This is a genomic window from Mesorhizobium sp. M1D.F.Ca.ET.231.01.1.1 (assembly GCF_003999155.2).
Lineage (GTDB): Bacteria > Pseudomonadota > Alphaproteobacteria > Rhizobiales > Rhizobiaceae > Mesorhizobium.
The window spans coordinates 477537-502466 of the sequence record NZ_RZOZ02000004.1 but is presented as its reverse complement, the minus strand read 5'-3'; the positions used below and the strand labels follow the sequence as shown (position 1 = coordinate 502466).

The following is a 24930-nucleotide window of genomic DNA, read 5'->3' as shown; positions in this document are numbered from 1 at the left end:
GAGGACATCAGCACGGCGGACGAGAAGCCCAAATGGGTTTTCGGGTGAAGAACGCCCGAAGACATGGCGAAGGGCAGCGCCAGCAGGCAGTTCAGGGGCGGCGCGAACGCTGCGAATTCAGCGCCGCCCCATATCTGACGCTTGTCTGGCTCCGCCTCTCCCGCAACCGGGAAGAAGCAAGAGCGCCGTTACTTCTGAAGATCCGTCCAGATGCGCGTGTAGATTTGCTGCACCTCGGGCGAGCAAGGGGTCATGAACTCGCCCACCTTCTCGAACTCTGGCGGCACCACCAGTTCGGGCGCATCCTTCATATCGTCGGGCATGAACGCCTTCGAACCCTTGATGCCATTCGCATATTTGGCGAAGGCGGAGATCATGGCGGCGTTCTGGGGATCCATGATGAAGTTCATGAACAGCTTTGCGTTCTCGACGTTCTTCGCGTCTTTCAGGATGGCGACACTATCCATGAAGAAGGGGAAGCCCTCCTTCGGATAGCCGAACTTGATGTCCGGATTCTTTATGCGCGAGCGCATGATGGCGCCGTTCCAGTAGTAGACGCCCGAATAGTCGCCGGCCGGCAGCTTCTCGGTCACGCTGTAGTCCATGGCCAGCCATTTTGGCTTGGCCTCGACCAGCTTGTCGCGCACTTTCTTGAGCAGCTCCTTGTCGTCAGTGCACCATTTGCCGCCCAGATACTTGATGGCGGCGAACATCACGTCGTTCATTTCCGGCGCGACGTTGATCTTGCCCACCAATTCCTTCGGCGGGTCGAGGAAGATGGCCGAGGTGTTGATGTCGCCGCCATAGACCTTGGTGTTGACGCCGATACCGGTCAGACCCCACTGCCACGGAACCGTATAGTGACGGCCCGGATCCCAAGGAACATTCACCCAGCGCTCATCGACATTCTTGAAGTTTTCCATCTGGTCGGGCCGAGCCTCGAGCAGAAGCCCTTCCTTCACCCAGATCGGCACGTAATTGGCCGAAGGCACCACGATGTCGAAGCCGTGACCGCCGGCGCGCACCTTGGCGAGCGCAGTGTCGTTGGAATCGTAGTCGGTGACCGTTACCTTGACCTTGTATGTGTCTTCGAACTTCTTGATCATCTCGGGGCTGGTGTAGTCACCCCAATTGAAGATGTTGAGTTCGCCGTCGGCATACGCACTGCTCACAAAGGCAAATAATCCGAATGCCGCCGTGGCGGCCGTTGTCTTCCATTTCATTGCTGTTCTCCTTGGCAATGGCTGGTCATGGTTTGCGACGATTAACGAAGTAGAAGATGGTCACGAGCACCACCGACAGCGCCAGGAATACCGTGGCGATGGCATTGATTTCCGGACTCGTTTCGCGCCGCAACTGGCCGAGCATGTAGGTGGGCAGCGTATCCTGCCCGCCCGACTTGACGAATTCGGTGATCACGACATCGTCGAGCGAAATGACGAAGGCCAGCATGAAGCCGGCGATTATGGCGGGCCTTAAGAGCGGCAGCGTCACGAAACGGAAGGCTTTCCAAGGCGTGGCGTATAGGTCGGCGGCGGCGCGCTCCAGCGTCAGGTCCATGTTCTCCAGCCGCGCCCGGATTGGCAGGTACGCGAACGGGATGCAGAAGGCGGTATGCGCGGCGATCAGGTAGCCGAGTCCTGAATAGCCGGTCCAGACCTTGATGCGCGAGAACACGATCAGCAGCGCTACCCCGGTGACGATTTCCGGCACCATCAGCGGCTGGTTTATGAAGGCGTATTTGAAGGTCAGGCCGGGATAAGGCCGCGTGCGGGTCGTCGCCAGCGCGGCCATGGTCGCAACGATCGTCGACAGCGCGGCCGCCGAGACCGCCAGCACGAGCGATCGGACGGAGGCATCCTGCACGGCCGAATTGTGCCAGGCCGAAATGAACCAGCGCAGCGAGAAGCCGTCCCAGCGCGACAACGAATCCGCCGCGTTGAACGAATAGGCGACGAGCGCGGCGATCGGCAGGTAGAGCGCGGCGAAGGTGATAAGCGCGATAAGGCCGAAGCCGGGCTGCGCCTGTATGTCGAACGAACGCTTAGCCATGGACGCCCTCCGACCGGGAAGCGTTGCGCACGTAGAACAGCAGCGCGATCATCACCACCGCCATCAGCGTGATCGAGATCGCCGCGCCCAGAGGCCAGTTGCGGCCCGCGCTGAACTGCAGTTCGATCAGGTTGCCGAGCATCATGTTCTTGCCGCCGCCCAGCACCCGGGGAATGACATAGGCGCCGAGCGAGGGGATGAAGACCAGGATCGAGCCGGCGATGACGCCTGGCTTGATGAGCGGGAATATGATGCGGCGCAGAACCTGCCAGCGACCGGCGTAGAGATCATATCCGGCCTCTACCAGCCGGAAGTCGAGCTTCTCCATCGAAGCGTAGAGCGGCAGGACCATCAGCGGCAGGTAGATATAGATCATGCCAAGCAGGATGGCAGTGTCGGTATTCATGATCTGCATCGGTTGCTTGATAATGCCGAGCGCCATAAGCGCCGTGTTGACCAGTCCTTCGTTGCGGATCACCTGTTGCATGGCGAAGGTACGGATCAGCAGGTTCGTCCAGAACGGAATGGTGACGAGGAAAACCCAGACCTCGCGTGTCTTCGGCGGTCGGGTGGCGATGAAATAGGCCGTGGGGAAGCCGAAGAGCAGCGTCAGCACGGTGGTGTAGAAGGATAGGCTGATCGAACGCCAGAAGATGGTCAGGTGCGCATCGGCCAAGCCCAGCGTGTCGTCGAAGATGTCACGCTGGAACAAGACCGACGTCCATCCGTCCAGCGAGAAGATGCCGAACTGCACGTCGCCGTAGTCACCCTTCAGCATGAAGGAATAGGCCAACATCACGAAAAGTGGGCCGATGGCGGCCAGAAGGATGATGACCAGCGCCGGCGCCGAGAGCAACCAGCGGTCGCGTATGTCCCTAACGTCGGCGGCGCGGGCGATTTCTTCGGCGCTGGCCATTATCGAAGTCCTTTAGTCCTTCAGCACCTGAGCGGCGTTCTCGCTGATCACGACACCCGCGCGGCTGCCCGCCGCAAGCGCTTCCCCGCCACCGCGGCTGTTCTGCCGCCGCACGATGAAGGCGCTGCCATCGTCGAGCTTGAGATGGAAATGCGTATCGGTGCCGAGATACACAATGTTCTCGACCGTGCCGCTGAGCGAAGCGTTGGCTTCCACCGGACCGAGCTGGGCGTGTTCCGGCCGCACCACGAGCGTGACGCCACCCGACGGCGTAAAGGCTTCCGGCAGCGATGCCGGAATTTCCGTACCCGACGAGAGCGTGACTGTGGCGCGCCCATCCGCCACGCTTTTCACCTCGCCCTTGAGGAAATTGCTTTCGCCGATGAAGTCGGCGACGAAGCGCTCGGCCGGTCGGTCGTAGATGTCGCGCGGCGTGCCGACCTGCAGGATCTTGCCGGCCGACATCACGGCGATGCGGTCGGACATGGTCAGCGCTTCCTCCTGGTCGTGGGTGACGAAGATGAAGGTGATGCCGGTCTCGTGCTGCAGACGCTTCAGTTCGATCTGCATCTCCTTGCGCAGCTTGTAGTCGAGCGCCGAGAGCGGCTCGTCGAGCAGCAGCACCTTCGGCTGCGGCGCCAGCGCCCGGGCCAGCGCCACGCGCTGCTGCTGGCCGCCGGAGATCTGGCTGGTGCGGCGCGCCTTGAGCGCCTCCATCTTGACCAGCTTCAGCATCTGAGCGACGCGCGCCTCGATCTCTGCTTTCGGCCTGCCGAGCATTTCCAGCCCGAAGCCGATGTTCTGCGCCACCGTCATGTGCGGGAACAGCGCATAGCTCTGGAAGACGGTGTTGACCGGGCGCTTGAAGGGCGGCAGCGGCGCGATGTCCTGGCCGTGCAGCAGGATTTCGCCGGCGCTTGGAAAATCGAAGCCGGCTATCAATCTCAGCAACGTCGTCTTTCCGCATCCGGACGGGCCGAGCAGGGTGAAAAACTCGTTCTCGCGGATCGACACCGACACAGTGTCGAGAGCGGCTACCTGGTTTTCGCCGGTTCCAAATACCTTGCGTACGCCACGAACTTCGATCGCGTTCTTGCCCGGTTGTTCCGGCACGATTACCCCATTAAGAGAGCCTGCTCTTGGCGGCAGGTGCGTTCCTGTTTGATTGTCACCACAAGCCAGTCGGCTTGGCAACTGCGGAGCAGTAACTCGACTTTTAAAAGCAATCCCCATGCCATCCTCAGGCCTGGCCATCCTCAGGCTTGGTAAGTGACCTTTCCGCCGCAAATCGTGGTCACCGGCCGCACGGTGTGCAGCGCTTCCGGCGCCGTCGCCTCGATATCGGCCGACAAGACGACGATGTCGGCCAGGTATCCGGGTTTCAGGCGGCCCTTGCGATGCTCCATGAACTCGGCATGGGCGCCCTCGACCGTGTAGCCGGCAATCGATTCATGCAGCGAGAAGCTCTGATCCGGCAGGCCCTCTGCCCAAGGCTTGCGCATCACCGCCGCCTGGATGCCCAGGATCGGGTCTACCGGCGAAACCGGCCAGTCGGAGGCGAAGACAACGCGCGCGCCGGCATTCTTCAACGTGCGCCAGGCATAGCTCAGCGGCCACTTGTCGCGACCGATGCGCGAGATCGTCGGTTCCAGCGGGAAATTCATCGCCCCCGGCGGGTGCGGCGGCTGCATCGAGGCGAGCACGCCAAGCTCGGCAAACCTTGGCACGTCGGACGGCGTGGTGACCTCGATGTGCTCGACGCGGTGCCGGCTGTCGCGCCGGCCATTCTTCTTCAGCGCCGCCTGATAGCCGTCGAGCACCGCCCGCACGGCGCCGTCGCCGATCGAGTGCACGGCGATCTGCAGGCCGCGCCGGTCGGCCTCGACCGCCACTTCGGCGAAATGCTCGGGCGAAAAAAGCGGTTCGCCGCGCCAGCCTGGACGATCGGCATAGTCGTCGACCATCACCGCGGTCCAGGAATCCAGCACGCCGTCATAGAAGACCTTGACCATGCCGGACGACAGCCACTCGGAATTGTAGGCGGCCGCCATGCGCGAGGCTTTTTCCAGCATGTCCAGCTTCATGAAATTCTTGAAGTGGAACGGGATCTTGGTGCGGCACAGCAGCCGCCCTTCTTCTTCCAGCCCAGCGAGCAGCTCGAGCTGATAGAGGTTGCCGTCCATGTTCTGGATCGAGGTGATGCCGTGCTTTGCGCACCACTCGAGCCCGCGATGCATGAGGTCGCGGTCGGCGGCAAGTTCGGCGGCGGACGGATAAGGGTCGGGCTCTGCCCCTTCGAGACCAAGCCGCGTCCGGTTTGCGCCGAAATGGTCGAGGACCGGCCCGAACGCTTCGCTCTCGCGCAACTCGCCGGCGGCAAGTCCGTCCGCGCCCATGACGACTTCGTTGCCCGGCCCCACCCGCTTGCCATGGAGCAGACCGGCCTCTTCGAGCGCCTTGGTGTTTGCCCACATCGTGTGGTGATCGGAGGCCGACATGGCGAAGGGCCGGTCGGGGATGATGCGGTCGAGATCGTGGCGCGTCACCGGCTCGGGCAGGATCGCGTAGTCGACGCCGGCGCCGATCAGCAGCCTTGTATTCGGACGGTCGGCGGCGAAAGTCTGGATCGCGTCGCGCAGCGCGTCGAAGCCATGCACGCCCGCCAGATGCAGGTTGTCGAGCTCGGCCGCGCCGCCGAAGAGGTGCATATGCGCCTCGATGAAGCCCGGCAGGACGGAGCCGCCCTGGGCATCGATGACCTGGGTGGCAGGGCCTTTGAGCTCTTCGACGGAAGCGCGGCCGCCAATGGCGATGATGGCGCCGTTCTTGACGGCTATAGCCTCGGCGGCGGGATTGTCGTCGTCCATGGTCAGTACACGGCCGTTGACGACTATCAGATCCGCACCGCCAACCGACATCGCGACTCCACATTTTGCTGAGGGACCGACAACGCCAGGTCCTGCGAGCTGCCGCTCCACTGGAGCGGCGCCGTGGGACGAGAGTCGATGCCGATGCGCCGTCTTCGAAATTCCCCTTGTTATCGTGGAAGACAGCGTGGATAAAGAATGCGACTGTTTATTCGCGTTTGTCAACAGCCGGAACTTGCAATGTATAGTGGAAAGCACCCGCGCCTGTGTTGAGGCCGGGCGGTGAACGAGGGCATCGGAACGTGAAGCGCAGTCTCGACCGCAAGACCAGGATAGCGCTCGAACCGCGCAAGCAGCCGCGGCAACAACGGTCAAGCAAGGTGGTCGACAGGATTCTCGACGCGGCGCTGATCCTGACGCGGGAGCAGGGAACCAGGACGCCGACGACGCTCGCCATCGCGCAACGTGCGGGCCTCTCGGTCGGCTCGGTCTATCAGTACTTTCCCAACAAGGAAGCCATTCTTCTGGACCTGGCCCGGCGCTGGCTGTCGTCTTTTCCCGAGGTCATCGCGAAGCGCATCAAAGTCCCGCCGCCCACGAACCGCGAGGAGTTTCGTCGGGAGGTGCGCAAACTCTTCGTCGACACGTCCAGGATCTATCTCGACAACGCTACCCTGATGCCGGTGATCGAGGCGATATCCGGCAACGCCAATCTGAGGCCGATCCAGGACGAATACGACAAGGAGATCATCGCCCTCTATGCAGCCTGGCTGCAGCATGTGAATCCGGCCCTGGAAGAAAAGACCGCCAAGCGGCTGGGCCTGGTGATGATGGAGGTCGGGCACGCCTGCAGGCTTGTCGGCCTGAAGAGAGATCGCAAGACGTTCGACCTCATCGAGGACGATGTGGAAGCCATGTGGCTCGCTCTTGTGAACCCCTATCTCAATCTCGATTGATCTCGCATTTCCAACTGATTTTGCACTCCAGGGGAATTCTTATGAAGACTGTCTTTTCGCCGCTCCACGCCGGTCATTCGGGCCAGATGGAACTGGTCACTTCGGCGATCGTGCCGGGTTTCGAGAAGCCGTCGCGGGCTGAGTTCATCAAGGCAAGGCTGGAAAGCGAGAAGCTTGGCCCAATCATCGGACCGGTCGAGCATGACCTTGCCGCCGCCAAGCGCGTGCATGACGCGCGCTACATCGATTTCCTGCCGACCGTGTGGCCGGAATGGGTCGCTGCCGGCTTCGAGGGCTCGGCCATGGGCTTCACCTGGCCGACGCGCGGATTGCGCGGCGACGTGCCGCCGAAGCGCATCGACGCCCTGCTCGGCTATTATTCCTTCGATGCCGGCGCCACCTTCGTCGAAGGCACCTGGGCGGCGATCAAGTCCTCCTATGACGTCGCGCTGACGGCGGCAGCCCTGGTCAAGGGCGGCGAGCGGACTGCCTTTGCGCTCTGCCGGCCGCCCGGCCATCACGCGGGCGCCGCGTTCATGGGCGGCTACTGCTTCATCAACAACGCCGCCGTCGTCGCGCAATGGTTCCGCGACCAGGGCGCGAGCCGTGTCTCGATCCTCGACGTCGACTATCATCACGGCAACGGCACGCAGGAGATCTTCTATCGCCGCAGCGACGTCCAGGTGCTCAACCTGCATGGCGACCCGATGGTCGAATACCCCTTCTTCCTCGGCCATGCCGACGAGCGCGGCGAGGGCGAAGGCGAAGGCTTCAACGTCAACTATCCGATGCCCTTCGGCACCGACTGGGACCGCTGGAACGCTTCGCTGGAGGACGCCTGTGCCAGGCTTGCCGCCTACGCGCCCGAAGTCGTCATTGTCTCGCTCGGCGTCGACACCTTCGAGAAGGATCCGATCAGCCAGTTCAAGCTGAAGAGCGAGGATTACCCCAGGATCGGCCGCCGGATCGCCAGGCTCGGCTTGCCGACGCTGTTCGTCATGGAAGGCGGCTACGCGGTGGAAGAGATCGGCATCAACGCCGTCGGGGTGCTCACGGGATTCGAGGACCGCTGAGCGGCCGTCCGGTCGAAACGACAACGCTCTCGGAGCAGCAGCCGGGTGCGTGTTTTCCAGCGACCCAGACGCGAAAACGATCGGCTCAATCCGACCCTGAACTTGCCCCCACATAACGCGAGTTGCAGCGTCTGAGTCGCAACGCGAGTCCACCAGATTCGATTTTGTCAAATCGCGTTTGATGTCGGATTCATCTGCGGGTAGATTAGACCCGAATCAGCCGGTCCATTGGGGGGCGCGGCGACCACCCAAAGTCTCAAGTTCCGGCATCCGGCCGGCACCAGACGCGGACGGCTTCGCGTTCCCTGAAAGGATTCGGCTCGGTTGGGCGCTGTGCGCGCCCTCGAGTGTGTCTTCGTGAACGTGACGCGTTTCGGGTCCGGCCGTTGGCTTTGCCAGCACCGGGCACAGGGATCGATTCCGGCCAGAATATCAAGATGAGCAGTCCCGCCGCGCTTCTTCAATCCGACGCTTCAGGCTCGCGCCTGGCGTCGCGCGGCGATCTCACCAGCTTCTTCATGCAGCTTGCCGCCGATATCGGCGCCGACAGCTACATGCTTGTCGCCATCGTGCACGACCAGGACCGCAACGACGCGCGCATCGTGTCGTCGAACTGGATTTTCGATGCCATCGAGCTGATCGGCAAAAGGCTGATCGCCAATCTTGCGCTCGGACCGCTGACGGCCGCACCCGGCGTGCGCCCCAAGCCATTGGTCGCGGCCCACGCGCCGGACGCCGGCGCGCTGCTGAGCGGCGAGGAAGCCCGGCTGCTCGACGTGCTCGGCCATGCTGAAATCTATTCGCTCAGGCTCAATGTCGGCCGCCAGCGCCTGTTCGTGCTGTTTTCCGCCGCCGAGCCCCGCAAGATCGATCTCACCGCCCTGATGAGGGCACAGCTCAAATGCTGCTACGCGCTGTCCAGCATCCCGCAACTGATCGCCGCGGCATCCATGCAGGACCCGCTGTCGGACCGCGAGCGCGAATGCCTGTTCTGGGTGTCGGAAGGCAAGACCACGGACGAGGTGTCCCTTATCCTTGGCGTCTCGTCGAACACCGTCAACAGCTACATCACCCATGCCATCCAGAAATTCGCGGCCAGCAACCGCGCGATGGCGATTGCGACCGCGATCAGGAGCGGCATCATTTGAAGCACGCACAGATCAGAGAAGCCGCGGCCGCCCTTTTCAACGACCAGCGCAATCCGTTCGGCGCCTTCTCGCTCGGATCGGAGACGCATCACACGGTGACCATTCCGGACGCCGTGCGTCGATGCCGCTGGATCGCCGTCGACATCAACGCTTCCGGTTTCGGGCTGTTCTTCGTCAGCCCTTCGCTGGAGCGCGCGCGCCTGGTCGCCTGCTTCGATTCCGACTATCCGTCGACCGCCGTCACGACCAAATTCATCTCTGGCGCCAGCGGCGAGGAGATGGTGCGCCACAGCCGCATCTCGACGACGCCGCGCTGGTGGGCCGATGACGACATGGCCGGCTCGCGGCAAACGCTGGCGAGCCTGGCATGGTCCGAACCGGCCGCTCCGCTCGCGCCCGGCACCAACGGCATCGCCTTTCCGGTGCATGCCGATCGCGGTCAGTGCGGGCTGGTGGTCTTCCTGGGACCGGATATCGCGCTGTCGGACGACACGCTTTGTGAAATCCACGCGCGCTGCTTTGCGCTGTTCGCGGCGGTCGCCCGGATTCGCCCGAGCGAAACCGGCAGGACGCGCGCCATCTCCAAGCGTGAGCTCGAATGCCTGAAGCTGACCGCCAACGGCAACACCAGCGAAGAGATCGCGAAACTGCTGAAACTGTCGGTGCACACCGCCAACCAGTATCTCACCCAGTCGACGCAGAAGCTCAACGCCGTCAACCGCAACCAGGCGGTGGCCAAGGCGCTGCGTCTTGGCCTGATCGAGTAATTGGCTCAGGCCAAATCCACTCCCGAATTTGACGTCAGGGATAGGCGAGCGGCTCGGTCCTGCGGATGCGCGCCTGGTCGATGGCGTCCTCGAGCAGGGCGGTGTTGTGCTCCGGCGTCTCGCCCGGCTTCTCGAACGACACGTAGTTGACGACCACGGATGACCCCTGCCCGGTCAGCGTCAGCTGAAAATAGACGGTGACGCCGCGCGGCCGAAGCTCGAGATCCAGCACGATGCGCGGGCTGCCGCTCCAGTCGACTTGCGCTTCGCCGCCGTGACCGAGCCGCAGCGTGCCCGGCTGGAAGTAGAGCTCCGCGGCCGAGTCCACCAGGTCCGACAGGCAGGCGAAATGCTCCAGCCGGATGAAGGCGATGTAGTCGGCGACCTCGATGAGCCGCAGCTCGCCCACCACCTCCTGGATGGCGCCGGCGACGATCTGCTCGCGTGAATTGGCGTGTGGTTGCCGGTTCATGGATTACAAGCAGCGTCCGTTCATTGGGTTACTTTTCGCTCGGCCTTCTTCGAGTAGACGATCCGCACCAGCTCGGCGACGGCCTGGTAGAATTGCGACGGGATCACGCTATCAACCGAAACTTGCTTGTACATGGAGCGGGCAAGCGCCACGTCCTCGAAGATCGGGATGTTGTGCTCCCTGGCGATCTCGCGGATCTTCAGCGCCACCAGATCCTGGCCCTTGGCGAGCACCAGCGGGGCGGAGTCCTCCTCGCGAACATATTTCAGCGCGATGGAATAGTGCGTCGGATTGGCGATGATGAGCGTCGCGCGCGGCACCGCCGTCATCATGCGCCGCCGCGCCCGGTCGCGCGCCAGCGAGCGCAGGCGAGACTTCACGATCGGATCGCCTTCCGACTGCTTCATCTCGTCCTTCACTTCCTGCTTGGTCATGCGCAGGTCGCGCCGCCAGTGGAAGCGCGACCAGACGATGTCGGCGACCGCGATCAGCCCCATGACGAAGACGATCGCCACCAGTATGTCGACGAAGATGCCGCGGATGACCATGCCGAACGACATCGGATTGGTGATCATGCCGGCGAGCAGCCTGCGGTGATCCTCCGAAAGCGTGAAGGTAAGCACGGCGATGGCCAAGGCAAGCTTGGCCAGCGACTTGCCGAATTCGACGAAGCCCTGCAGGCCGAACAGGCGGTTCCAGCCCTTGGCGATCGAAATGCGCGACAGTTGCGGCCTGATCCGCTCGCCGACGATTTGCGGGATGTTCTGGAACACCGAGGCACCGACGCCGGCAACCACCAGGAGCACCAGCAGGCTGACGACGGCGCGGCCGATTTCGAAAAGCACGGTCTTGTAGAGCTCGATGACGTCGGTCTCGGTATCCATCGGCCAGGCTTCCGGCTTTTCCAGGAACATGGCCAGGAACATGCCGAGATTGACGATGGCGTCCTTGGCGTAGAAGACGGCGAACACCAGTATGGCCAGGAAGGAAGCAAAGATCGCCGTCTCGCGCGAATGGGGCAGCTTGCCCTGCTCGATCGTGTCGCGAATCTTCTTTTCTGTGGCTTCCTCGGTTTTGGAATCCTTGTCGACCGCCTCAGCCATGGTACCTTGACCGGATCATTATCGTCAGGCGGCTTCGGCGGCGGTCTGCGTCGAGGGAAGTTCGAACGCTCCCTGCCGCGAAAGGCGGATGGTCGCCACGGCGATCGTCTTGCGCGCCGCCATGATGTCCGCCAGCGCGATGCCTTCCGATCCCTGTGCGAGCTCGGATTCGATCATGCGGCGCGAGCGTGCGCCGATCGCCGACAGCACCGATTCGGTAAGCTCCGCAGGTGCCCCGCGCAATGCCAGCGTGACGAGCTCGGTCGACAGCCCGTCGAACAGAAGCACGCGCGCCTTCTGGGTGAGCAGCGGCATGTCGTCGAAGGCAAACAGCCGCGACCTGACGCCGGCAAGGTCCGGTGTGCCGGCCTCTTCCAGGTCCTGCATGAGCTCGTCGAGCTCGGGCTTGGCCATTTCGTTGAGCACGCCGGCGACGCGCTCCTGGCCGGCCGACGTATCCCTGGTCGTTTTTTGCGAAAGCACGCTGGCGCGCAACTGGCTCTCGACGATCCTGGCTGCCGCGTCCGGAATGGTGGCCATCGTCACCATGCGCTTGACGATCTGGCTGCGTAACGGCTTTTCCATCGTCAGCAGCACGTTGGCGGCAGTCTGCGGCGCTAGCTTCGACAGCACCATGGCGGACGTCTGCGGATGTTCACCGGCGAGGAAGGTGCCGAGGCGCGTCGGCTCGAGCTTTTCGAGATCCGGCCAGATCGGCGGCGGTCCCTCGGGGGCGGGCTCGAATTTCTTCTCGCCCATGATGGCGCTCATTTCCTCGGGCGACAGGGATTCGTTGAGGATCGTATCCATGCGGTCGGCCGAATCGAGCAGGCCGGCGCCTTCGGTGAACTCGGCCTCGAATTCCCCGACGATGCGCTCCAGGTCGGCTTGCGGGATGGTGCGCAGCAGGCGCGCGCCCTCGATCAGCGCCTTCAGCTCTTCCTGCTTGAAGAATTTGAGCAGCCGGCTGGCCGAAGGCTTGCCCATCGCCACCAGTATCGCGGCGGCCTTTTGCGGGCGCGTTAGCGTCAACGACGTCATCGGGCCTGGCTCCGCTTCGGGTGCATGCTGTCGCTGCCCATCCTCAGGCGCTCTTCGTCGCGGCTGTGATCTCGGTAAGCCTGATGCCGAAGCGCGATGGGTCGTGTTCCAGCACGGTGATCTCGCCGCGCGCGATTCGGCGGCCGTTGACCACCACGTCGACCGGCTCGCCGATGCGGCGGTTGAGCGCCACGGTCGAGCCTTTCTGCAGCGCCATCAGCTCCGACACCGGCATTTCGGTGCTGCCGAGGATGATCTGCACATCGACCGGGATCGTCATGATGATGCTGGAGTTAGCGCCGGCCTGGAGGGCGGCGTCCGGTCGGTTTTCCTCTTCCCGGAGCACGCCGCGCAACTCCTCGATGGCGCGGTCGAGCTGCTCGTCCGGCTGGTCGGCTTCGGGTTCGGCTTCCACCTTGGTCTTTGCCATGCGTCGTCTCCAATAATCTCAAGCCAGGCCTCAGCCCGGCATGAGCCCGTCGATGAAGTCCTGCCCGCCATCGTGGGGATGCCGGATGCGGACCGTGTAATTCTGTCCGAGCTTGCCGAACTCGCAGACAAACAGCGTCTTGTCGCGCGCGCTGAGCTTGGCCTGCAGCTGCGCGCCTTCCTCGAACTCGATCACCTGGCCGGGCTGGAAGGCGGCGAGATCGCCAAGCGTCAGTCGGGCGAGCGGCATGGTGGCCTCGAGCCGCACGGCCGAGCGCATGACTTCTTCCGAGAAGCGGGCCCGCCAGTCGAATTCCGTCGTTCCGTCTTCGCCCGTATTTGCGGTGGCGCCGCGCGTCGCCAACAGAATGCGCTGCGGGATCATCACCGTCACCGTGCCGGTATCGGTCGGCGTCGAGATGCCGTAGACGATGCGAACCGCCGCGCCGTCGCGCAACACCCGCCGTCTTGCCTCGTTGCCGGACATCGTCTTGGTGATCGGCAGGCGCAGCTCGAGCGAACGCCTGCCCGATCCGTTGAGCGCCACCGCAACCTCCTGGAAGACGGTGGTCGCGACGTCGATCTCGATCTGCGACAGCTCGCGCTCGATCGGCGCCACCGGCTGGTCCGGGTCTCCGCCGAACAGCGCCGAGACCATGACCGCGATCGCCGGCGCGTCCATGACCAGCGTCATGGCATCCGCGGAGGTCGGCGACGAAATGATCGTCAAGGCGAAGGTCTCGCCGGCGCGCATGCGCGCATCGGGGACACGGCCCACTTCCACGGCTTGCAGGTCGACGGTGACCGGCGCGCCAAGCTCCCCTGAAAGGGCTTTCTGCAGCAGCGGCAGCGAGCGTTCGGCCATGCCGCGGCCGACGCCGATCACCTGCGCGGCCTCGCCGCTGTCGCCGACGAGACGCTCGATGATGAGGGCCCGGGTTTGCGACGGACTGCCCGGACTGATCATGACGGCGAGCTGCCCTGGCTTAGGTTCTGCATGCTCAGGCCGCCTTCTTCTCGGCGGTGCCCGTGTTCATCGTGCTCTGCTCGACGGCATCGATCGTCGGGCGCTCATAGGAGGAGATCGTCTTGCGGCCAAACTCGATCGCGACCTGCGGCAAGGCGCCGTTCATGTAGGCGAGCAGCGTCTGCTTGACGATGATGTAGAGGCGGTTCTTCTTCTCGCGCACCGTCTTGATCTTGGTGGCGACCGGACCGACCACGGCATAGGACAGGAAGATGCCGAGAAAGGTTCCGACGAGTGCCGCGCCAATCAGCCCGCCGAGGATCTCCGGCGACTGGTCAAGCGCGCCCATCGCCTTCACCACGCCGAGCACGGCCGCGACGATGCCGAGCGCCGGCAGGCCGTCGCCGACGGCGACCATCGCGTGATAGGCCTTCAGCTTGTCGGTGCGGATCGTCTGGATCTCTTCGTCCATCAGCGCCTCGATCTCGTGTGAGCGGGCGTTGCCGATGATGATGATGCGGCAATAGTCGCAGATGAAATGCGTCAGATCGTGATTCTTCAGGACAGTGGGAAAGGCCTGGAAGATCGCCGACTCTTCCGGATTGTCGATATGCGCCTCGACCTCGCTGCGCGACTTCGAGCGCAGCTCGCGCATCAGGCTGTGCAGGACGCCCAGCGTCTCGAGATAGTCGCGCTCCTTCGGCACCGCCTGCTTGAACGCCTCGAGAATGCCCTTGCCGGTGTCCTTGACCGTCTTCATCGGGTTGGCGACGAGGAAGGTGCCGAGCGCCGCGCCGCAGATGACCACCGCTTCCCACGGCTGCATCAGCACATGCAGATGGCCGCCCATGGCCATGAAGCCGCCGAGAACGCAGCCAAGCGTCACCACAAGTCCGATCAGAATACCCACGACAGGTCCTTCCGCATGTCACGTCGGGATCAGGGATAGTCCTCGTGCCTTGTGTGAGGCTTGAATCGCGATGCGCAAAACCGATTCAGCTTCGCACAAGGAAGCTTCGCTATCGTCCTCGGACAGCTTCGGCCGGAGGCGCATATGCTGAACACCTATACGAGCTACCAGCTCATCGCCAGGGACATCCCCAAGGCAATCGACCAGGTCGAGTCGCAGCCGGTCGTGAAGCGCGAGACCGACTACTACCTGGCCAATATCGGCAACGTCAAAACCATCGACGATTTCGTCAACAACACGCGGCTCTTCAACTACGCCATGAAGGCGTACGGGCTGCAGGACATGGCCTATGCCAAGGCCTTCATGGTCAAGGCGCTCAAGGAAGGCGTGGCCGACGAGGACAGCTTCGCCAACAAGCTCAGCGACAAGCGCTACGCCGACTTCGTCAAGGCTTTCAACTTTGCCGCCTATGGCTCGACCGCCACCCTCTTTCCCTCCGCCCAGCAAGGCGCGGTCGACAAATACATGCGCCAGACGCTGGAGGAGAACGCCGGCGAAACCAATCAGGGCGTGCGGCTGGCGCTTTACTTCCAGCGCAAGGCGCCCGACATCAACAACTGGTACGACGTGCTCGCCGACACGGCGCTTTCGAGCGTGGTCCGCACCGCGCTCGGCCTGCCCGACTCCATCGCTTCCGCCGACATCGACAAGCAGGCGCAGATGTTCGAGCAAAAGCTCGATATCGCCGACTTCAAGGACCCCGACAAGCTGAACAAGTTCCTGACCCGCTTCACCAGCCTGTGGGAGATCAACAACCCGACCTCCAGCGCCGTGACCTCGGTCAGCGTGCTCTTCGCGCAACCGACCACGGTCGGCATCTCGACCGATCTGATGATGGCCATGCAGAAGCTGAAGTTCTGAGAGCATCATGCAGGACAGTCTCTACGTCGCCCTCTCCTCGCAGGTCGCGCTCGAGCGTCGTCTCGACACCATTGCCGACAATGTCGCCAACGCCTCGACCATCGGCTTTCGCGCCACCGGCGTGAAATTCGAGGACGTGGTCTCCGGCACCGGGCCGAAGTCGGTCTCCTTCGCATCCTCCGGCAAGACCTATCTTTCCACCGCGCACGGCTCGATGACCGAGACCGGCAATCCTTTCGACTTCGCAATCCAGGGCGACGCCTGGTTCGCCATCGAGACACCGGCCGGCACGGTGATGACCCGCGACGGCCGTTTCTCCATGAACGAGAACGGCGAGCTGATGTCGACCGAAGGCTATCCTGTGCTGGACAGCGGCGGCGCGCCGATCCAGCTCGATCCGCGCAACGGCCCGCCCAAGGCCGGCGCCGACGGCTCGCTCAGGCAGAACGACCAGCTTGTCGGCGCCATCGGCCTCTATGATTTCGATCCGGGCGAAAATTTTGTCCGTTACGGCAATTCGGGCATCGTTCCCGCGCGAACCCCCGAACCGGTCACCGACCGCTCCGATGTCGGCGTCGCGCAAGGCTTCCTGGAAGAATCCAACGTCAATCCGGTGCTGGAGATGACCCGGCTGATCCAGGTGCAGCGCGCCTTCGAGAACACGGCGGCGCTGATCCGGCAGAGCGCTTCGTCCACCGACGACGCGATCAAGACGCTCGGCTCGAAGTAGCGGCATGGCGACCGGCTCGTCCCTGCTCCGCGCGCCCGAAAGGCTCGCCTATTCCCCAACGGATCGGCTCGCCGCGCTCGAACGTGTCTGGCGGCGGTTCGACAATCCGGAAACATTGCTGAGCTGCGGCGGCCGCGTCGTCGAGATCTCGCCTACCCACTATAAGGTGCGCGGCCTCTCCGGCATCGCAAGGCTCGGCGACATCGTCGAGCAGCGCGGCAAGTCGGGCACGCGCCGCGGCGAGATCGTGCGAATAGGCCGCGACGAGGTCGTGGTAGCGCCGTTCGAGCGCAGCGCCGATGCCGGCATCGGCGACGCCGTGTTCCGGCGCGGTCCGCTTGGCGTCGCGCCCCATGTTTCCTGGCGCGGGCGCGCCATTGACGCCTTGACCCGCGTCATCGACGGCGGTCCGCCGCTGATCAGGCCGGATGCGGCCGACGGCGCGGGCACTCTGACGCCCGGCGCCATGTCCCGCCAGCGGGTCGGCACCGGCTTCCTCACCGGGGTGCGCGTGATCGACATCTTCACACCGCTCTGCCTCGGCCAGCGGCTCGGCATCTTCGCCGGTTCCGGCGTCGGCAAGTCGACGCTGCTTGCCATGCTCACCGGCGCCGAGGCCTTCGACACCGTGGTCGTGGCGCTGATCGGCGAACGCGGCCGCGAGGTGCGCGAGTTCCTCGAAGACACGATCGGCGCCGACAGCATGGCCAAGACCGTCGCCGTCGTCGCCACCAGCGACGAGAGCGCCATGATGCGCCGGCGCGCGCCCGACACCGCCATGCGCGTGGCGGAGCATTTCCGCGACCAGGGCCATCGCGTGCTGCTGGTGCTGGATTCGATCACTCGCTTTGCCCACGCGCTGCGCGAAGTGGCGACGGGGACCGGCGAGCCGCCGGTCGCGCGCGGCTACCCGGCATCGGTCTTCACCGACCTGCCGAAGCTGCTCGAAAGAGCCGGACCGGGCGCCGAGGGCCCCGGCGTCCAAGGTCGGGGTTCGATCACCGCAATCATCTCTGTGCTGGTCGACGGCGACGACCATAACGATCCGGTGGCCGATTCGGTGCGCGGTATCCTCGACGGTCATGTCGTTCTCGACCGCGCGATCGCCGAGCAGGGCCGCTACCCGCCGGTCAACCCGCTGTCATCGATCTCGCGTCTCGCCGACAAGGCCTGGAGCGCGGAGCAGCGCATGCTGGTGACCAGGCTGAAGTCCATGATCGCGCGCTTCGAGGACACGCGCGACATCCGCCTGCTCGGCGCCTACCAGGGCGGCGCCGACGCCGAGCTCGATATCGCCGTGCGTCAGGTGCCGCTGATCTACGAGGCGCTCGCGCAGTCGCCGAAGGACCACGCATCGGCCGATCCGTTCGCCGACCTCGCCCGCCACCTCAAGGGGAAGCAGAATGGCGATCAGGGAGACTGAGCTGCAGCAGACCGAGCGCATACTGCGCGAGATGATCGCCGAGGCCAAGGCCGCCGAGGAGGCCGACGCCAGCCGCGACTTGGCTATCAACGGCTTGTTCCCGAAGAAGGTGGAGTGGCCGCAGCCGCCGCGGGCCGAATTCCCGCGCCTGGCCAACAGGAAAGCGGACCGGCGCAGCGATTTCGTCGTCGCCGCGCTCGGCATCACGCTCGGCCTGATCTGCGCGCTGTTTCCCTGGTACATCTTCTTCAACCAGGAGCAGTTCGGCGTGCAGACGATCAAGTTCGGGGGCAGCGGCAGCAATTCCGGACGCGCGGGCGGCGGGGTTGCGGCCGAACACGGTGGACCGCTGACGGCCAAGGACGTTCCCAATACCGATATCGACCTGCTTGCCACCGGAACGGTGCGGGACGACCCGGCGCCCGCGCCGGCGCCCGACGAACAGCCCTTTCCTGCCGCATCGGAATTCAAGATGGTGCATATCGCCAACGGCCGCGCCATGATCGAGGACGATACCGGCTTGTGGATCGTCCAGCGCGGCTCGGTCCTGCCCGATTCCAGCCGCGTCGCCTCGATCGAGCAACGCGGCGGCAAATGGGTCATCGTGACGGACGCCGACAAGGTGATCGAGCTTTCCAGGTGACCGGCCGCGGGCTCGTCCCGCGCAAGGTCCGCGCAAGACTGGCGGCCTAGTCTTGTGCGTACTCGCCCGGAGAGTCCCATGGAACCCGTCAACCTCTTTGACCTCGCCACCCGGCAGTCGCAATGGCTGGCCGTGCGCCAGTCGGCGATCGCCTCCAACATCGCCAACGCCAACACGCCGGGCTACACGGCAAACGACGTCGAACCGTTCGAAAAGGTTCTCGACCGGACCGCGGTGGCGTTGAAGGCCACCGAGGCCGGCCATCTCGGCGCGGAGGCGACCAATGCCGGCTTCAACGTCAAGCCGGAGGAATCGACCGGCTCGATCATGCCGTCGAAGAACACGGTGGTGCTCGAGGACGAGTTGATGAAGGCCGGTGAAGTGCGACGCTCCTTCGAGATCAACACGGCGATCGTCAAAGCCTTCCATTCGATGATGACGATGGTGGTGAAGAGCTGACCATGGACGCGCTGACCGCAGCCCTCAAAGTCGCGGCATCCGGCCTCGGCGCCCAGTCGGAGCGACTGCGCGTGGTGTCGGAGAACCTCGCCAACGCGCAGTCGACGGGCAACACGCCGGGCGCCGACCCCTATCGCCGCAAGACGATCACCTTCCAGTCCGAGCTCGACCGCGCCTCCGGCGGGTCGCTGGTCGAGGTGAGCTCGATCGAGCGCGACCCCTCTGACTTCCCGATCGAGTTCCAGCCCGGCAACGAGGCCGCCGACGACAAAGGCTACGTGAAGATGCCCAACGTCAACGTGCTGGTCGAGATGGCGGACATGAGCGAGGCGAACCGCTCCTACGAGGCCAACCTGCAGGTCATCAAGCAGGCTCGCGATCTGATTTCCATGACCATCGACCTGATGAGGAACCAGTAAATGATCGGCGGTATCGGGGCACTACAATTCAAACCGGCAATCGACGGCGCGGAGGCCGCCTCGCCCGGCCTGCTTCAGGGCGGTGTCGGGACACAGGCAAGCGAAAGCGTCGGCGGCAGCTTCGCGGAGGCCCTGAGCCAGGCTGCGACGAAGACCGTCAACACGCTGCAGAACGCCGAGCAGATGTCGATCCAGGCGCTCAAGGGCGATGCCGACACGCGCCAGGTGGTCGATGCGGTGATGAGCGCCCAGCAGGCGCTGCAGACGACCATCGCCATCCGCGACAAGGTTGTCTCGGCCTACCTCGAAATCAGTCGCATGAATATCTAGGACAGCGTCATGAAAGCCCTTGCCATCGCCGCGACCGGCATGAATGCCCAGCAGACCAATCTGGAAGTCATCGCCAACAACATCGCCAACATCAACACCACCGGCTACAAGCGGGCGCGGGCCGAATTCTCGGACCTGCTCTATCAGGTCGACCGCACTCAAGGGGTGCCCAACCGCTCGAACACCTCGCTGGTGCCCGAGGGTGTCTCGATCGGTCTCGGCGTCAAGACGACGGCCGTACGCAACGTCCACACGCAGGGCGAGCTGACAAGCACCGGCAACAGCTTCGACCTGGCGCTGACCGGCCGCGGCTGGTTCCAGATCGAGGGCGCCGACGGCAGCACGCTCTATTCCCGCGCCGGCGCCTTCAACACCAATGCCACCGGACAGCTGGTCACCGTCGACGGCGCCAACGTCGTTCCGGCGATCACCGTGCCGACAGACGCGGTCGAGGTTATCGTCAACAAGACCGGCCAGGTCTTTGCCCGTATCGACGGCCAGACCGACCTCCAGCTTCTCGGCCAGCTGCAGATCGCGAACTTCGCCAACGAGGCGGGCCTGGCGCCGCTCGGCGACAATCTGTTCCAGGAGACGGCCGCCTCCGGTCCGGCCAATGTCGGCGTTCCCGGCGATCCCGGCTTCGCCACCATCGAGCAAGGCTATCTGGAGTCCTCCAACGTCGATCCGGTCAAGGAAATCACCGAGCTGATCTCGGCGCAGCGCGCGTATGAAATGAATTCCAAGGTCATCCAGGCCGCCGACGACATGGCCTCGGTGGTCTCCAAGAACATCAGGTAACCGACGATGGCTATGCCGGCCTCCTGCCCTGCTTTCCGCCGCGTCGTGCTGGCCCTTGCGCTGGCGGCTGGCGGCATGCCGGCGCTTGCGCAGGAATCGGCCAACCAGACGCAGTCGGCCAGCCAGATCGCCGCCAGCCAGGCGGTCGCCGAGGCGGTGCTGATCCCCAACCGGGTTATCTATCCCGGCGAGGCGATCGAGCTCGTCGCGCTGAAGCAGGTGACGCTGGTTCCAGGCAAGCACAAGCCGGACGGCATGGCGACGCGTTCCGAAGAACTGCAGGGCAAGGTCGCCAAGCGCACGCTGCTGCCCGGCCGCTACATTCCGGCGGCCGCCATCCGCGATGCATGGCTGGTCGAACAGGGCGCTACCGTGCAGGTCTATTTCACCGCCGGCGCGCTGACCATCTCGGCAGCCGGCGTCACCCTGCAGCCGGGCGCTGCCGGCGACCTCATCAAGGTCCGCAACATCGACAGCGGCAAGATCATTTCCGGCATCGTCATGGCCGACGGCACCATCAAGGTCGGCGCATCGTGATGCGCGCTTTCGCCCTTCTGCTGAGCGCCGCCATCGGCCTTCAGCCCGCGCTGGCCGACGGGCTCACGCCCAAGGCCAAGCGCGAGCTTGCGCAGAAAAATGGCGGCGTCTACGACGACCCCGAATACGATCCGGCCACCACCACGCGCATGTTCCGCGTTTCGACGGGGCCGAGCACGCTGCCGCCCGGCCAGGTCGCCGCTCGCATCAAGGACATCGCCCAGCTGCAGAGCGCGCGCGACAACCAGCTCGTCGGCTACGGCCTGGTCATCGGCCTGGCCGGAACCGGCGACAGCCTGCGCAACTCGCCCTTCACCGAACAGTCGATCCGCGCCATGCTGGAAAATCTCGGCATCGCCACCGAAGGCGGCAGCGCGCGCGCCAAGAACGTCGCCGCGGTCATCGTCACCGCCAACATGCCGCCCTTCGTCCAGTCGGGCGCCCGCATCGACATCGACGTCTCCTCGATGGGTGACGCCACCTCGCTTGCCGGCGGCACGCTGGTGATGACGCCGCTCAAGGCCGCGGACGGCGAGATCTACGCGGTCGGGCAAGGCTCGGTGATCGTCGGCGGCTTCACCGCCAAGGGCCAGGCCGAGGAGCTGACGCAAGGCGTGCCCACCGCCGGCCGCGTGCCGAATGGCGCCATCGTCGAGCGCTCGGTGCCCGCCGAGTTCGACGACCAGGGCGTGCTGACGCTGCAATTGCGCAATCCCGATTTCTCGACTGCCATCCGCATCGCCGACGCCGTCAACGATTACACTTCGCAGCGCTTCGGCGTGCGCGTCGCGGCCGAGCGCGATGCCCGCACCGTGCAGATCAGGCGGCCGAAGAACGTATCGGCCGCACGCTTCTATGCGGAGATCGAAAATCTGGTCGTCGAGTCCGATGCGCCTGCCCGCGTCGTCATCGACGAACGCACCGGCACCATCGTCATCGGCAACAACGTCAGGATCTCGCGCGTCGCGATCAGCCACGGCACGCTCACCGTGCGCATCACCGAAGCGCCGAAAGTGGTTCAGCCGGAGCCCTTCTCCAGGGGCCAGACCGCGGTCGAGCCCTTTACCGCCATCGAGGCCTCGCGACCGGACGCCCGCGTCGCCGTGCTCGACGGTCCGGACCTCGAAACGCTTGTCTCCGGTCTCAATCGTCTGGGCGTGAAGCCCGACGGCATCATCGCCATCCTGCAGGGCATCAAGTCGGCCGGCGCCCTGCAGGCCGACCTGGTTCTCCAATAGGCACGCCGATGATCGAGCTTTTCGCCTCAAGACTGCATCGTCGGCTCGGCCCTCTCGCCGCAGCCGCGATCATCGCGCTGGCGGGCGGCACGGCCGGCCGCGCGGAAGAAGTGCGCCAGGTGCTGCCCGGCGGACAGGCGCCGGCCCAGCCGACCCAGCTCTCGCGCGAAAAGGCGCCGGACGAAAGCGAGATCCAGCGCTTCTGCTCCAACATCGCGGACGCCGCGCGCGACCGCCGCTACGCCTTGCAGGCCGAGGAGCTGAAGCAGCTTCAGGCCGGCATCGACCAGCGCATGAAGGCGCTGGAGGACAAGCGGGCCGAGTATGAGCAATGGCTGAAGCGCCGCGAGGTGTTCCTGGCGCGCGCCGAGGACAGCGTGGTCAAGATCTATGCCGGCATGAAGCCCGACGCCGCGGCCGAACGCCTGGCGATGGTCAATGCCGAGCTCGCGGCGGCCATCCTGATGAAGCTCGATGCCCGCAAGGCCGGCGTCATCCTCAACGAAATGGACCAGAAGGCGGCGGCGACGCTCACCGGCATCATGGCCAGCGCGGCGCGAAGGGTTGATCCGTCATGAAGTTGAAATTACTCGTCCTTGTCGCGGCGACGGCGCTGTCCGGCTGCGGCACCGATCTCAGGGAGGTCGGCCGGGAGCCCGCGCTCTCGCCGGTCGGCTCCGGCATCGGCAATGGCGGCGGAGCCCCCTACAGCTATCCGGAGCCGCCGGCCGCGCCGGTGAAGAAATTCTCGCTGTGGGACGACCGCCAGAGCAGGCTCTTCACCGATCCGCGAGCGCTGCAGGAAGGCGACATCCTGACCGTCAACATCAAGCTCAACGACAAGGCCAATTTCAAGAACCAGAACGACCGCAGCCGCACCGCCGCGCGCAAGCTCGGCTACGACGTCACGCTCGGCTGGGACGGCAAAAGCACCAGCGGCAAGGGCGATGCCGGCTTGAGCTCCAGCACCGAGACCAACGCCGACGGCGAGATCAAGCGCTCGGAGAACCTGGAGCTCAATGTCGCCGCCGTCGTCACCGAGGTGCTGCCCAACGGCAATCTGATGATCAGCGGCTCGCAGGAAGTGCGCGTCAACTACGAGCTTCGGGTCCTCACCATCGCCGGCATGGTGCGTCCCTCCGACATCGGCGCCGAAAATACGATCCCCTACGAGCGTATCGCCGAGGCACGCATCTCCTATGGCGGCCGCGGCCGTGTAATGGAGGTCCAGCAGCCGGCCTACGGTCAGCAGATCCTTGACCAGGTTCTTCCTTTCTAGGCCGGGAGACCGCTGTCCATGGCAAATGTCGAGCAGGCACAGCCCAAGAAGGGACCCTCCCTGGTGATCCAGCTCGCCGCGCTCCTTGTCATGACGGGCGCGGCCGTCGGCATGGGCTGGGTTTCCGGCGGCTATCTCAAGCAGGGAGAGGCGCCGGCGCCGGTTCCTGCCGCGCCGGAGAATGCCGGCAGCCCGGAGAAGCCCGCGGACGCCGGCAAGCCGGTGGCCGGACCTGCCGTGGTTCAGCTCGCGCCGATCACCACCAACATCGCCTCGCCGAGCGAAGTCTGGATAAGGCTGGAGGCATCGGTGCTCTACGACGCGCCGCAGCCGCCGGAAATGACGGAGCAGATCCATCAGGACCTGCTCGCATATGTGCGCACGCTGAAGATGCATCAGATCGAAGGCGCCAGCGGCTACCAGCATCTCAAGGCCGATCTCGACGAGCGAGCGGCGCTGCGCAGCGGCGGCCATGCCAAACAGGTTCTCATCAGGACGATGCTGCTCGAATGAGAAAGTTCCTCATCGCCACGGCGCTGATCGTCGTCACCACCTCTGTCGCCGCGGCCCAGCAGTTGGATCTCGGCGGCATCGGCAAGGCCGACGGCACCACCGTCGGCTACCTCATCCAGATGTTCGGCCTGCTCACCGTGCTTTCGGTGGCCCCGGGCCTCTTGATCATGGTGACGAGCTTCACCCGCTTCGTCATCGCCTTCTCGATCCTGCGCGCCGGCATCGGCCTGCAGTCGACGCCCGCCAACCTGATTCTGATCTCGCTGTCGCTGTTCATGACCTTCTATGTCATGGCGCCGACCTTCGACCAGGCCTGGAACACTGGCGTCAAGCCGCTGATGGACAATCAGATCACCCAGGCCGAAGCCTTCGAAAAGATCTCGGATCCGTTCCGCAGCTTCATGCTGCACAATGTGCGCGACAAGGATTTCGACCTCTTTGCCGATCTCGCCCGCGAGCGCGGCCAGACCGTCTCGCGCGACACCGTCGACCTGCGCATTCTGGTGCCCGCCTTCATGATCTCGGAGATCAGGCGCGGCTTCGAGATCGGTTTTCTCATCGTGCTGCCGTTCCTGGTGATCGACCTCATCGTCGCCACCGTCACCATGGCGATGGGCATGATGATGCTGCCGCCGACGGTGGTTTCCCTGCCGTTCAAGATCATGTTTTTCGTGCTGATCGACGGCTGGAACCTTCTGGTCGGCAGCCTGGTGCGGTCCTTTACCTGAGAGCCTGGCACCTGACCACCTGGCCGGCGACGCGGCAATGCATCGCTCCAATTCCGAGCAATATATTTTCGGTTAACCGTCCAGTTTAGCCGTTTGGTAGGAAGTTGCCCGCATAGTCCGCCCCAGATGGCGGGTGATCGGGTCTCAGCGATCATTGGCATGATGCCGCACCGTCATACCGGACAGGCCGGTATGTCAAAAAAATCCGTGT

Annotated in this window: 29 protein-coding genes; 18 read left to right on the top strand and 11 right to left on the bottom strand. The window is 64.3% G+C overall.

The genetic code is table 11. The annotated features are described in order from the left end of the window. Positions 1–188: 188 nt before the first annotated feature. The 5 genes from EN874_RS15015 to EN874_RS14995 all read right to left on the bottom strand — a co-directional run bounded on the left by EN874_RS15015 (position 189) and on the right by EN874_RS14995 (position 5886). On the bottom strand, positions 189–1223 hold the full coding sequence (locus EN874_RS15015) for an extracellular solute-binding protein (protein ID WP_127425424.1): 1035 nt from the start codon (positions 1221–1223) through the stop codon (positions 189–191). A 25-nt stretch (positions 1224–1248) separates the two neighbouring features. After that, positions 1249–2052, bottom strand: coding sequence for an ABC transporter permease (locus EN874_RS15010; protein WP_127425423.1), 804 nt, complete (start codon positions 2050–2052; stop codon positions 1249–1251). Then, positions 2045–2968 (bottom strand): ABC transporter permease, encoded by a 924-nt coding sequence (locus tag EN874_RS15005; RefSeq protein ID WP_127425422.1) that lies wholly within the window; start codon positions 2966–2968, stop codon positions 2045–2047. The genes EN874_RS15010 and EN874_RS15005 overlap by 8 nt, the downstream gene beginning before the upstream one ends. Before the next feature lie 12 nt (positions 2969–2980). After that, complete coding sequence (locus EN874_RS15000) at positions 2981–4081, bottom strand: ABC transporter ATP-binding protein (RefSeq protein WP_127425421.1); 1101 nt, start codon at positions 4079–4081, stop codon at positions 2981–2983. A gap of 143 nt (positions 4082–4224) precedes the next feature. Beyond that, positions 4225–5886 carry an amidohydrolase gene (locus EN874_RS14995; protein WP_127425420.1) on the bottom strand — a complete coding sequence of 554 codons (1662 nt, stop codon included), beginning with the start codon at positions 5884–5886 and terminating at the stop codon, positions 4225–4227. A gap of 251 nt (positions 5887–6137) precedes the next feature. Here EN874_RS14995 and EN874_RS14990 point away from each other — a divergent pair, with 251 nt between their 5' ends. The 4 genes from EN874_RS14990 to EN874_RS14975 all read left to right on the top strand — a co-directional run bounded on the left by EN874_RS14990 (position 6138) and on the right by EN874_RS14975 (position 9779). Further along, complete coding sequence (locus EN874_RS14990; RefSeq protein ID WP_127425419.1) at positions 6138–6791, top strand: TetR/AcrR family transcriptional regulator; 654 nt, start codon at positions 6138–6140, stop codon at positions 6789–6791. A gap of 41 nt (positions 6792–6832) precedes the next feature. Further along, a complete protein-coding gene (locus EN874_RS14985) occupies positions 6833–7864 on the top strand; it encodes a histone deacetylase family protein (RefSeq protein ID WP_127425418.1) in 1032 nt (343 codons plus the stop codon). Between the two features lie 437 nt (positions 7865–8301). Then, positions 8302–9012, top strand: a complete 711-nt coding sequence (locus tag EN874_RS14980) for a LuxR family transcriptional regulator (RefSeq protein WP_127425417.1) — start codon at positions 8302–8304, stop codon at positions 9010–9012. Next, the gene (locus EN874_RS14975) at positions 9009–9779 is read left to right on the top strand and encodes a LuxR C-terminal-related transcriptional regulator (protein WP_127425416.1); all 771 of its coding nucleotides are present in this window, start codon (positions 9009–9011) and stop codon (positions 9777–9779) included. Before EN874_RS14980 ends, EN874_RS14975 begins: the two co-directional genes overlap by 4 nt. Before the next feature lie 34 nt (positions 9780–9813). Here EN874_RS14975 and EN874_RS14970 read toward each other — a convergent pair whose 3' ends face one another. From EN874_RS14970 to motA, 6 genes are read right to left on the bottom strand one after another with little or no spacing between them, the layout of a single operon-like run. Next, entirely contained in the window at positions 9814–10251 is a 438-nt protein-coding gene (locus EN874_RS14970) for a hypothetical protein (protein WP_127425415.1), read from the bottom strand. 20 nt (positions 10252–10271) lie between these two features. Then, the gene (gene flhB / locus EN874_RS14965; protein WP_127425414.1) at positions 10272–11354 is read right to left on the bottom strand and encodes a flagellar biosynthesis protein FlhB; all 1083 of its coding nucleotides are present in this window, start codon (positions 11352–11354) and stop codon (positions 10272–10274) included. Positions 11355–11378: 24 nt separating this feature from the next. Next, entirely contained in the window at positions 11379–12395 is a 1017-nt protein-coding gene (locus tag EN874_RS14960; protein WP_127425413.1) for a flagellar motor switch protein FliG, read from the bottom strand. 43 nt (positions 12396–12438) lie between these two features. Further along, positions 12439–12825, bottom strand: coding sequence for a flagellar motor switch protein FliN (fliN, locus tag EN874_RS14955; RefSeq protein ID WP_127425412.1), 387 nt, complete (start codon positions 12823–12825; stop codon positions 12439–12441). 30 nt (positions 12826–12855) lie between these two features. After that, the gene (locus tag EN874_RS14950) at positions 12856–13791 is read right to left on the bottom strand and encodes a FliM/FliN family flagellar motor switch protein (RefSeq protein WP_127425411.1); all 936 of its coding nucleotides are present in this window, start codon (positions 13789–13791) and stop codon (positions 12856–12858) included. A 34-nt stretch (positions 13792–13825) separates the two neighbouring features. After that, positions 13826–14701: a flagellar motor stator protein MotA gene (gene motA / locus EN874_RS14945; protein ID WP_126087864.1), complete on the bottom strand. Its 876-nt coding sequence runs from the start codon at positions 14699–14701 to the stop codon at positions 13826–13828. A 144-nt stretch (positions 14702–14845) separates the two neighbouring features. Here motA and EN874_RS14940 point away from each other — a divergent pair, with 144 nt between their 5' ends. The 14 genes from EN874_RS14940 to fliP all read left to right on the top strand — a co-directional run bounded on the left by EN874_RS14940 (position 14846) and on the right by fliP (position 24719). Continuing rightward, complete coding sequence (locus tag EN874_RS14940) at positions 14846–15622, top strand: DUF1217 domain-containing protein (protein WP_127425410.1); 777 nt, start codon at positions 14846–14848, stop codon at positions 15620–15622. 7 nt (positions 15623–15629) lie between these two features. Then, the gene (flgF, locus tag EN874_RS14935; protein ID WP_127425409.1) at positions 15630–16352 is read left to right on the top strand and encodes a flagellar basal-body rod protein FlgF; all 723 of its coding nucleotides are present in this window, start codon (positions 15630–15632) and stop codon (positions 16350–16352) included. A 4-nt stretch (positions 16353–16356) separates the two neighbouring features. After that, on the top strand, positions 16357–17775 hold the full coding sequence (fliI, locus tag EN874_RS14930; protein ID WP_127425408.1) for a flagellar protein export ATPase FliI: 1419 nt from the start codon (positions 16357–16359) through the stop codon (positions 17773–17775). Continuing rightward, positions 17756–18418 carry a hypothetical protein gene (locus EN874_RS14925; protein WP_168247486.1) on the top strand — a complete coding sequence of 221 codons (663 nt, stop codon included), beginning with the start codon at positions 17756–17758 and terminating at the stop codon, positions 18416–18418. Before fliI ends, EN874_RS14925 begins: the two co-directional genes overlap by 20 nt. 78 nt (positions 18419–18496) lie before the next feature. Further along, positions 18497–18877, top strand: coding sequence for a flagellar basal body rod protein FlgB (gene flgB / locus EN874_RS14920; RefSeq protein WP_126087859.1), 381 nt, complete (start codon positions 18497–18499; stop codon positions 18875–18877). A gap of 2 nt (positions 18878–18879) precedes the next feature. After that, positions 18880–19296, top strand: a complete 417-nt coding sequence (gene flgC / locus EN874_RS14915; protein ID WP_126087858.1) for a flagellar basal body rod protein FlgC — start codon at positions 18880–18882, stop codon at positions 19294–19296. Beyond that, positions 19297–19626, top strand: a complete 330-nt coding sequence (locus EN874_RS14910) for a flagellar hook-basal body complex protein FliE (protein ID WP_127425407.1) — start codon at positions 19297–19299, stop codon at positions 19624–19626. A gap of 9 nt (positions 19627–19635) precedes the next feature. After that, a complete protein-coding gene (flgG, locus tag EN874_RS14905; RefSeq protein ID WP_126087856.1) occupies positions 19636–20424 on the top strand; it encodes a flagellar basal-body rod protein FlgG in 789 nt (262 codons plus the stop codon). 6 nt (positions 20425–20430) lie between these two features. After that, positions 20431–20961: a flagellar basal body P-ring formation chaperone FlgA gene (gene flgA, locus EN874_RS14900; protein ID WP_127425406.1), complete on the top strand. Its 531-nt coding sequence runs from the start codon at positions 20431–20433 to the stop codon at positions 20959–20961. A gap of 149 nt (positions 20962–21110) precedes the next feature. Further along, positions 21111–22199 (top strand): flagellar basal body P-ring protein FlgI, encoded by a 1089-nt coding sequence (locus EN874_RS14895; protein WP_245513572.1) that lies wholly within the window; start codon positions 21111–21113, stop codon positions 22197–22199. Between the two features lie 8 nt (positions 22200–22207). Then, positions 22208–22777 (top strand): MotE family protein, encoded by a 570-nt coding sequence (locus EN874_RS14890; RefSeq protein WP_127425404.1) that lies wholly within the window; start codon positions 22208–22210, stop codon positions 22775–22777. Continuing rightward, positions 22774–23478: a flagellar basal body L-ring protein FlgH gene (gene flgH / locus EN874_RS14885; RefSeq protein WP_127425403.1), complete on the top strand. Its 705-nt coding sequence runs from the start codon at positions 22774–22776 to the stop codon at positions 23476–23478. Before EN874_RS14890 ends, flgH begins: the two co-directional genes overlap by 4 nt. An 18-nt stretch (positions 23479–23496) precedes the next feature. Further along, the gene (locus EN874_RS14880) at positions 23497–23991 is read left to right on the top strand and encodes a flagellar basal body-associated FliL family protein (RefSeq protein WP_127425402.1); all 495 of its coding nucleotides are present in this window, start codon (positions 23497–23499) and stop codon (positions 23989–23991) included. Beyond that, positions 23988–24719, top strand: a complete 732-nt coding sequence (gene fliP / locus EN874_RS14875) for a flagellar type III secretion system pore protein FliP (RefSeq protein ID WP_127425401.1) — start codon at positions 23988–23990, stop codon at positions 24717–24719. Before EN874_RS14880 ends, fliP begins: the two co-directional genes overlap by 4 nt. Positions 24720–24930 lie beyond the last annotated feature (211 nt).

Bases quoted from the DNA above. Each gene is read 5' to 3' on its own strand.
- EN874_RS14995 (WP_127425420.1), bottom strand. From the start codon at position 5,886: ATGTCGGTTGGCGGTGCGGATCTGATAGTCGTCAACGGCCGTGTACTG.
- flgH (WP_127425403.1), top strand. From the start codon at position 22,774: ATGAAGTTGAAATTACTCGTCCTTGTCGCGGCGACGGCGCTGTCCGGC.
- flgG (WP_126087856.1), top strand. From the start codon at position 19,636: ATGAAAGCCCTTGCCATCGCCGCGACCGGCATGAATGCCCAGCAGACC.
- EN874_RS15005 (WP_127425422.1), bottom strand. From the start codon at position 2,968: ATGGCCAGCGCCGAAGAAATCGCCCGCGCCGCCGACGTTAGGGACATA.
- EN874_RS14980 (WP_127425417.1), top strand. From the start codon at position 8,302: ATGAGCAGTCCCGCCGCGCTTCTTCAATCCGACGCTTCAGGCTCGCGC.
- EN874_RS14880 (WP_127425402.1), top strand. From the start codon at position 23,497: ATGGCAAATGTCGAGCAGGCACAGCCCAAGAAGGGACCCTCCCTGGTG.
- fliN (WP_127425412.1), bottom strand. From the start codon at position 12,825: ATGGCAAAGACCAAGGTGGAAGCCGAACCCGAAGCCGACCAGCCGGAC.
- EN874_RS15010 (WP_127425423.1), bottom strand. From the start codon at position 2,052: ATGGCTAAGCGTTCGTTCGACATACAGGCGCAGCCCGGCTTCGGCCTT.
- flhB (WP_127425414.1), bottom strand. From the start codon at position 11,354: ATGGCTGAGGCGGTCGACAAGGATTCCAAAACCGAGGAAGCCACAGAA.
- EN874_RS14970 (WP_127425415.1), bottom strand. From the start codon at position 10,251: ATGAACCGGCAACCACACGCCAATTCACGCGAGCAGATCGTCGCCGGC.
- flgC (WP_126087858.1), top strand. From the start codon at position 18,880: ATGGACGCGCTGACCGCAGCCCTCAAAGTCGCGGCATCCGGCCTCGGC.
- EN874_RS14950 (WP_127425411.1), bottom strand. From the start codon at position 13,791: ATGATCAGTCCGGGCAGTCCGTCGCAAACCCGGGCCCTCATCATCGAG.
- fliP (WP_127425401.1), top strand. From the start codon at position 23,988: ATGAGAAAGTTCCTCATCGCCACGGCGCTGATCGTCGTCACCACCTCT.
- flgA (WP_127425406.1), top strand. From the start codon at position 20,431: ATGGCTATGCCGGCCTCCTGCCCTGCTTTCCGCCGCGTCGTGCTGGCC.
- EN874_RS14925 (WP_168247486.1), top strand. From the start codon at position 17,756: ATGGCGATCAGGGAGACTGAGCTGCAGCAGACCGAGCGCATACTGCGC.
- EN874_RS14940 (WP_127425410.1), top strand. From the start codon at position 14,846: ATGCTGAACACCTATACGAGCTACCAGCTCATCGCCAGGGACATCCCC.
- fliI (WP_127425408.1), top strand. From the start codon at position 16,357: ATGGCGACCGGCTCGTCCCTGCTCCGCGCGCCCGAAAGGCTCGCCTAT.
- flgF (WP_127425409.1), top strand. From the start codon at position 15,630: ATGCAGGACAGTCTCTACGTCGCCCTCTCCTCGCAGGTCGCGCTCGAG.
- EN874_RS14895 (WP_245513572.1), top strand. From the start codon at position 21,111: ATGTTCCGCGTTTCGACGGGGCCGAGCACGCTGCCGCCCGGCCAGGTC.
- EN874_RS14910 (WP_127425407.1), top strand. From the start codon at position 19,297: ATGATCGGCGGTATCGGGGCACTACAATTCAAACCGGCAATCGACGGC.
- EN874_RS15015 (WP_127425424.1), bottom strand. From the start codon at position 1,223: ATGAAATGGAAGACAACGGCCGCCACGGCGGCATTCGGATTATTTGCC.
- flgB (WP_126087859.1), top strand. From the start codon at position 18,497: ATGGAACCCGTCAACCTCTTTGACCTCGCCACCCGGCAGTCGCAATGG.
- EN874_RS14985 (WP_127425418.1), top strand. From the start codon at position 6,833: ATGAAGACTGTCTTTTCGCCGCTCCACGCCGGTCATTCGGGCCAGATG.
- EN874_RS14960 (WP_127425413.1), bottom strand. From the start codon at position 12,395: ATGACGTCGTTGACGCTAACGCGCCCGCAAAAGGCCGCCGCGATACTG.
- EN874_RS14890 (WP_127425404.1), top strand. From the start codon at position 22,208: ATGATCGAGCTTTTCGCCTCAAGACTGCATCGTCGGCTCGGCCCTCTC.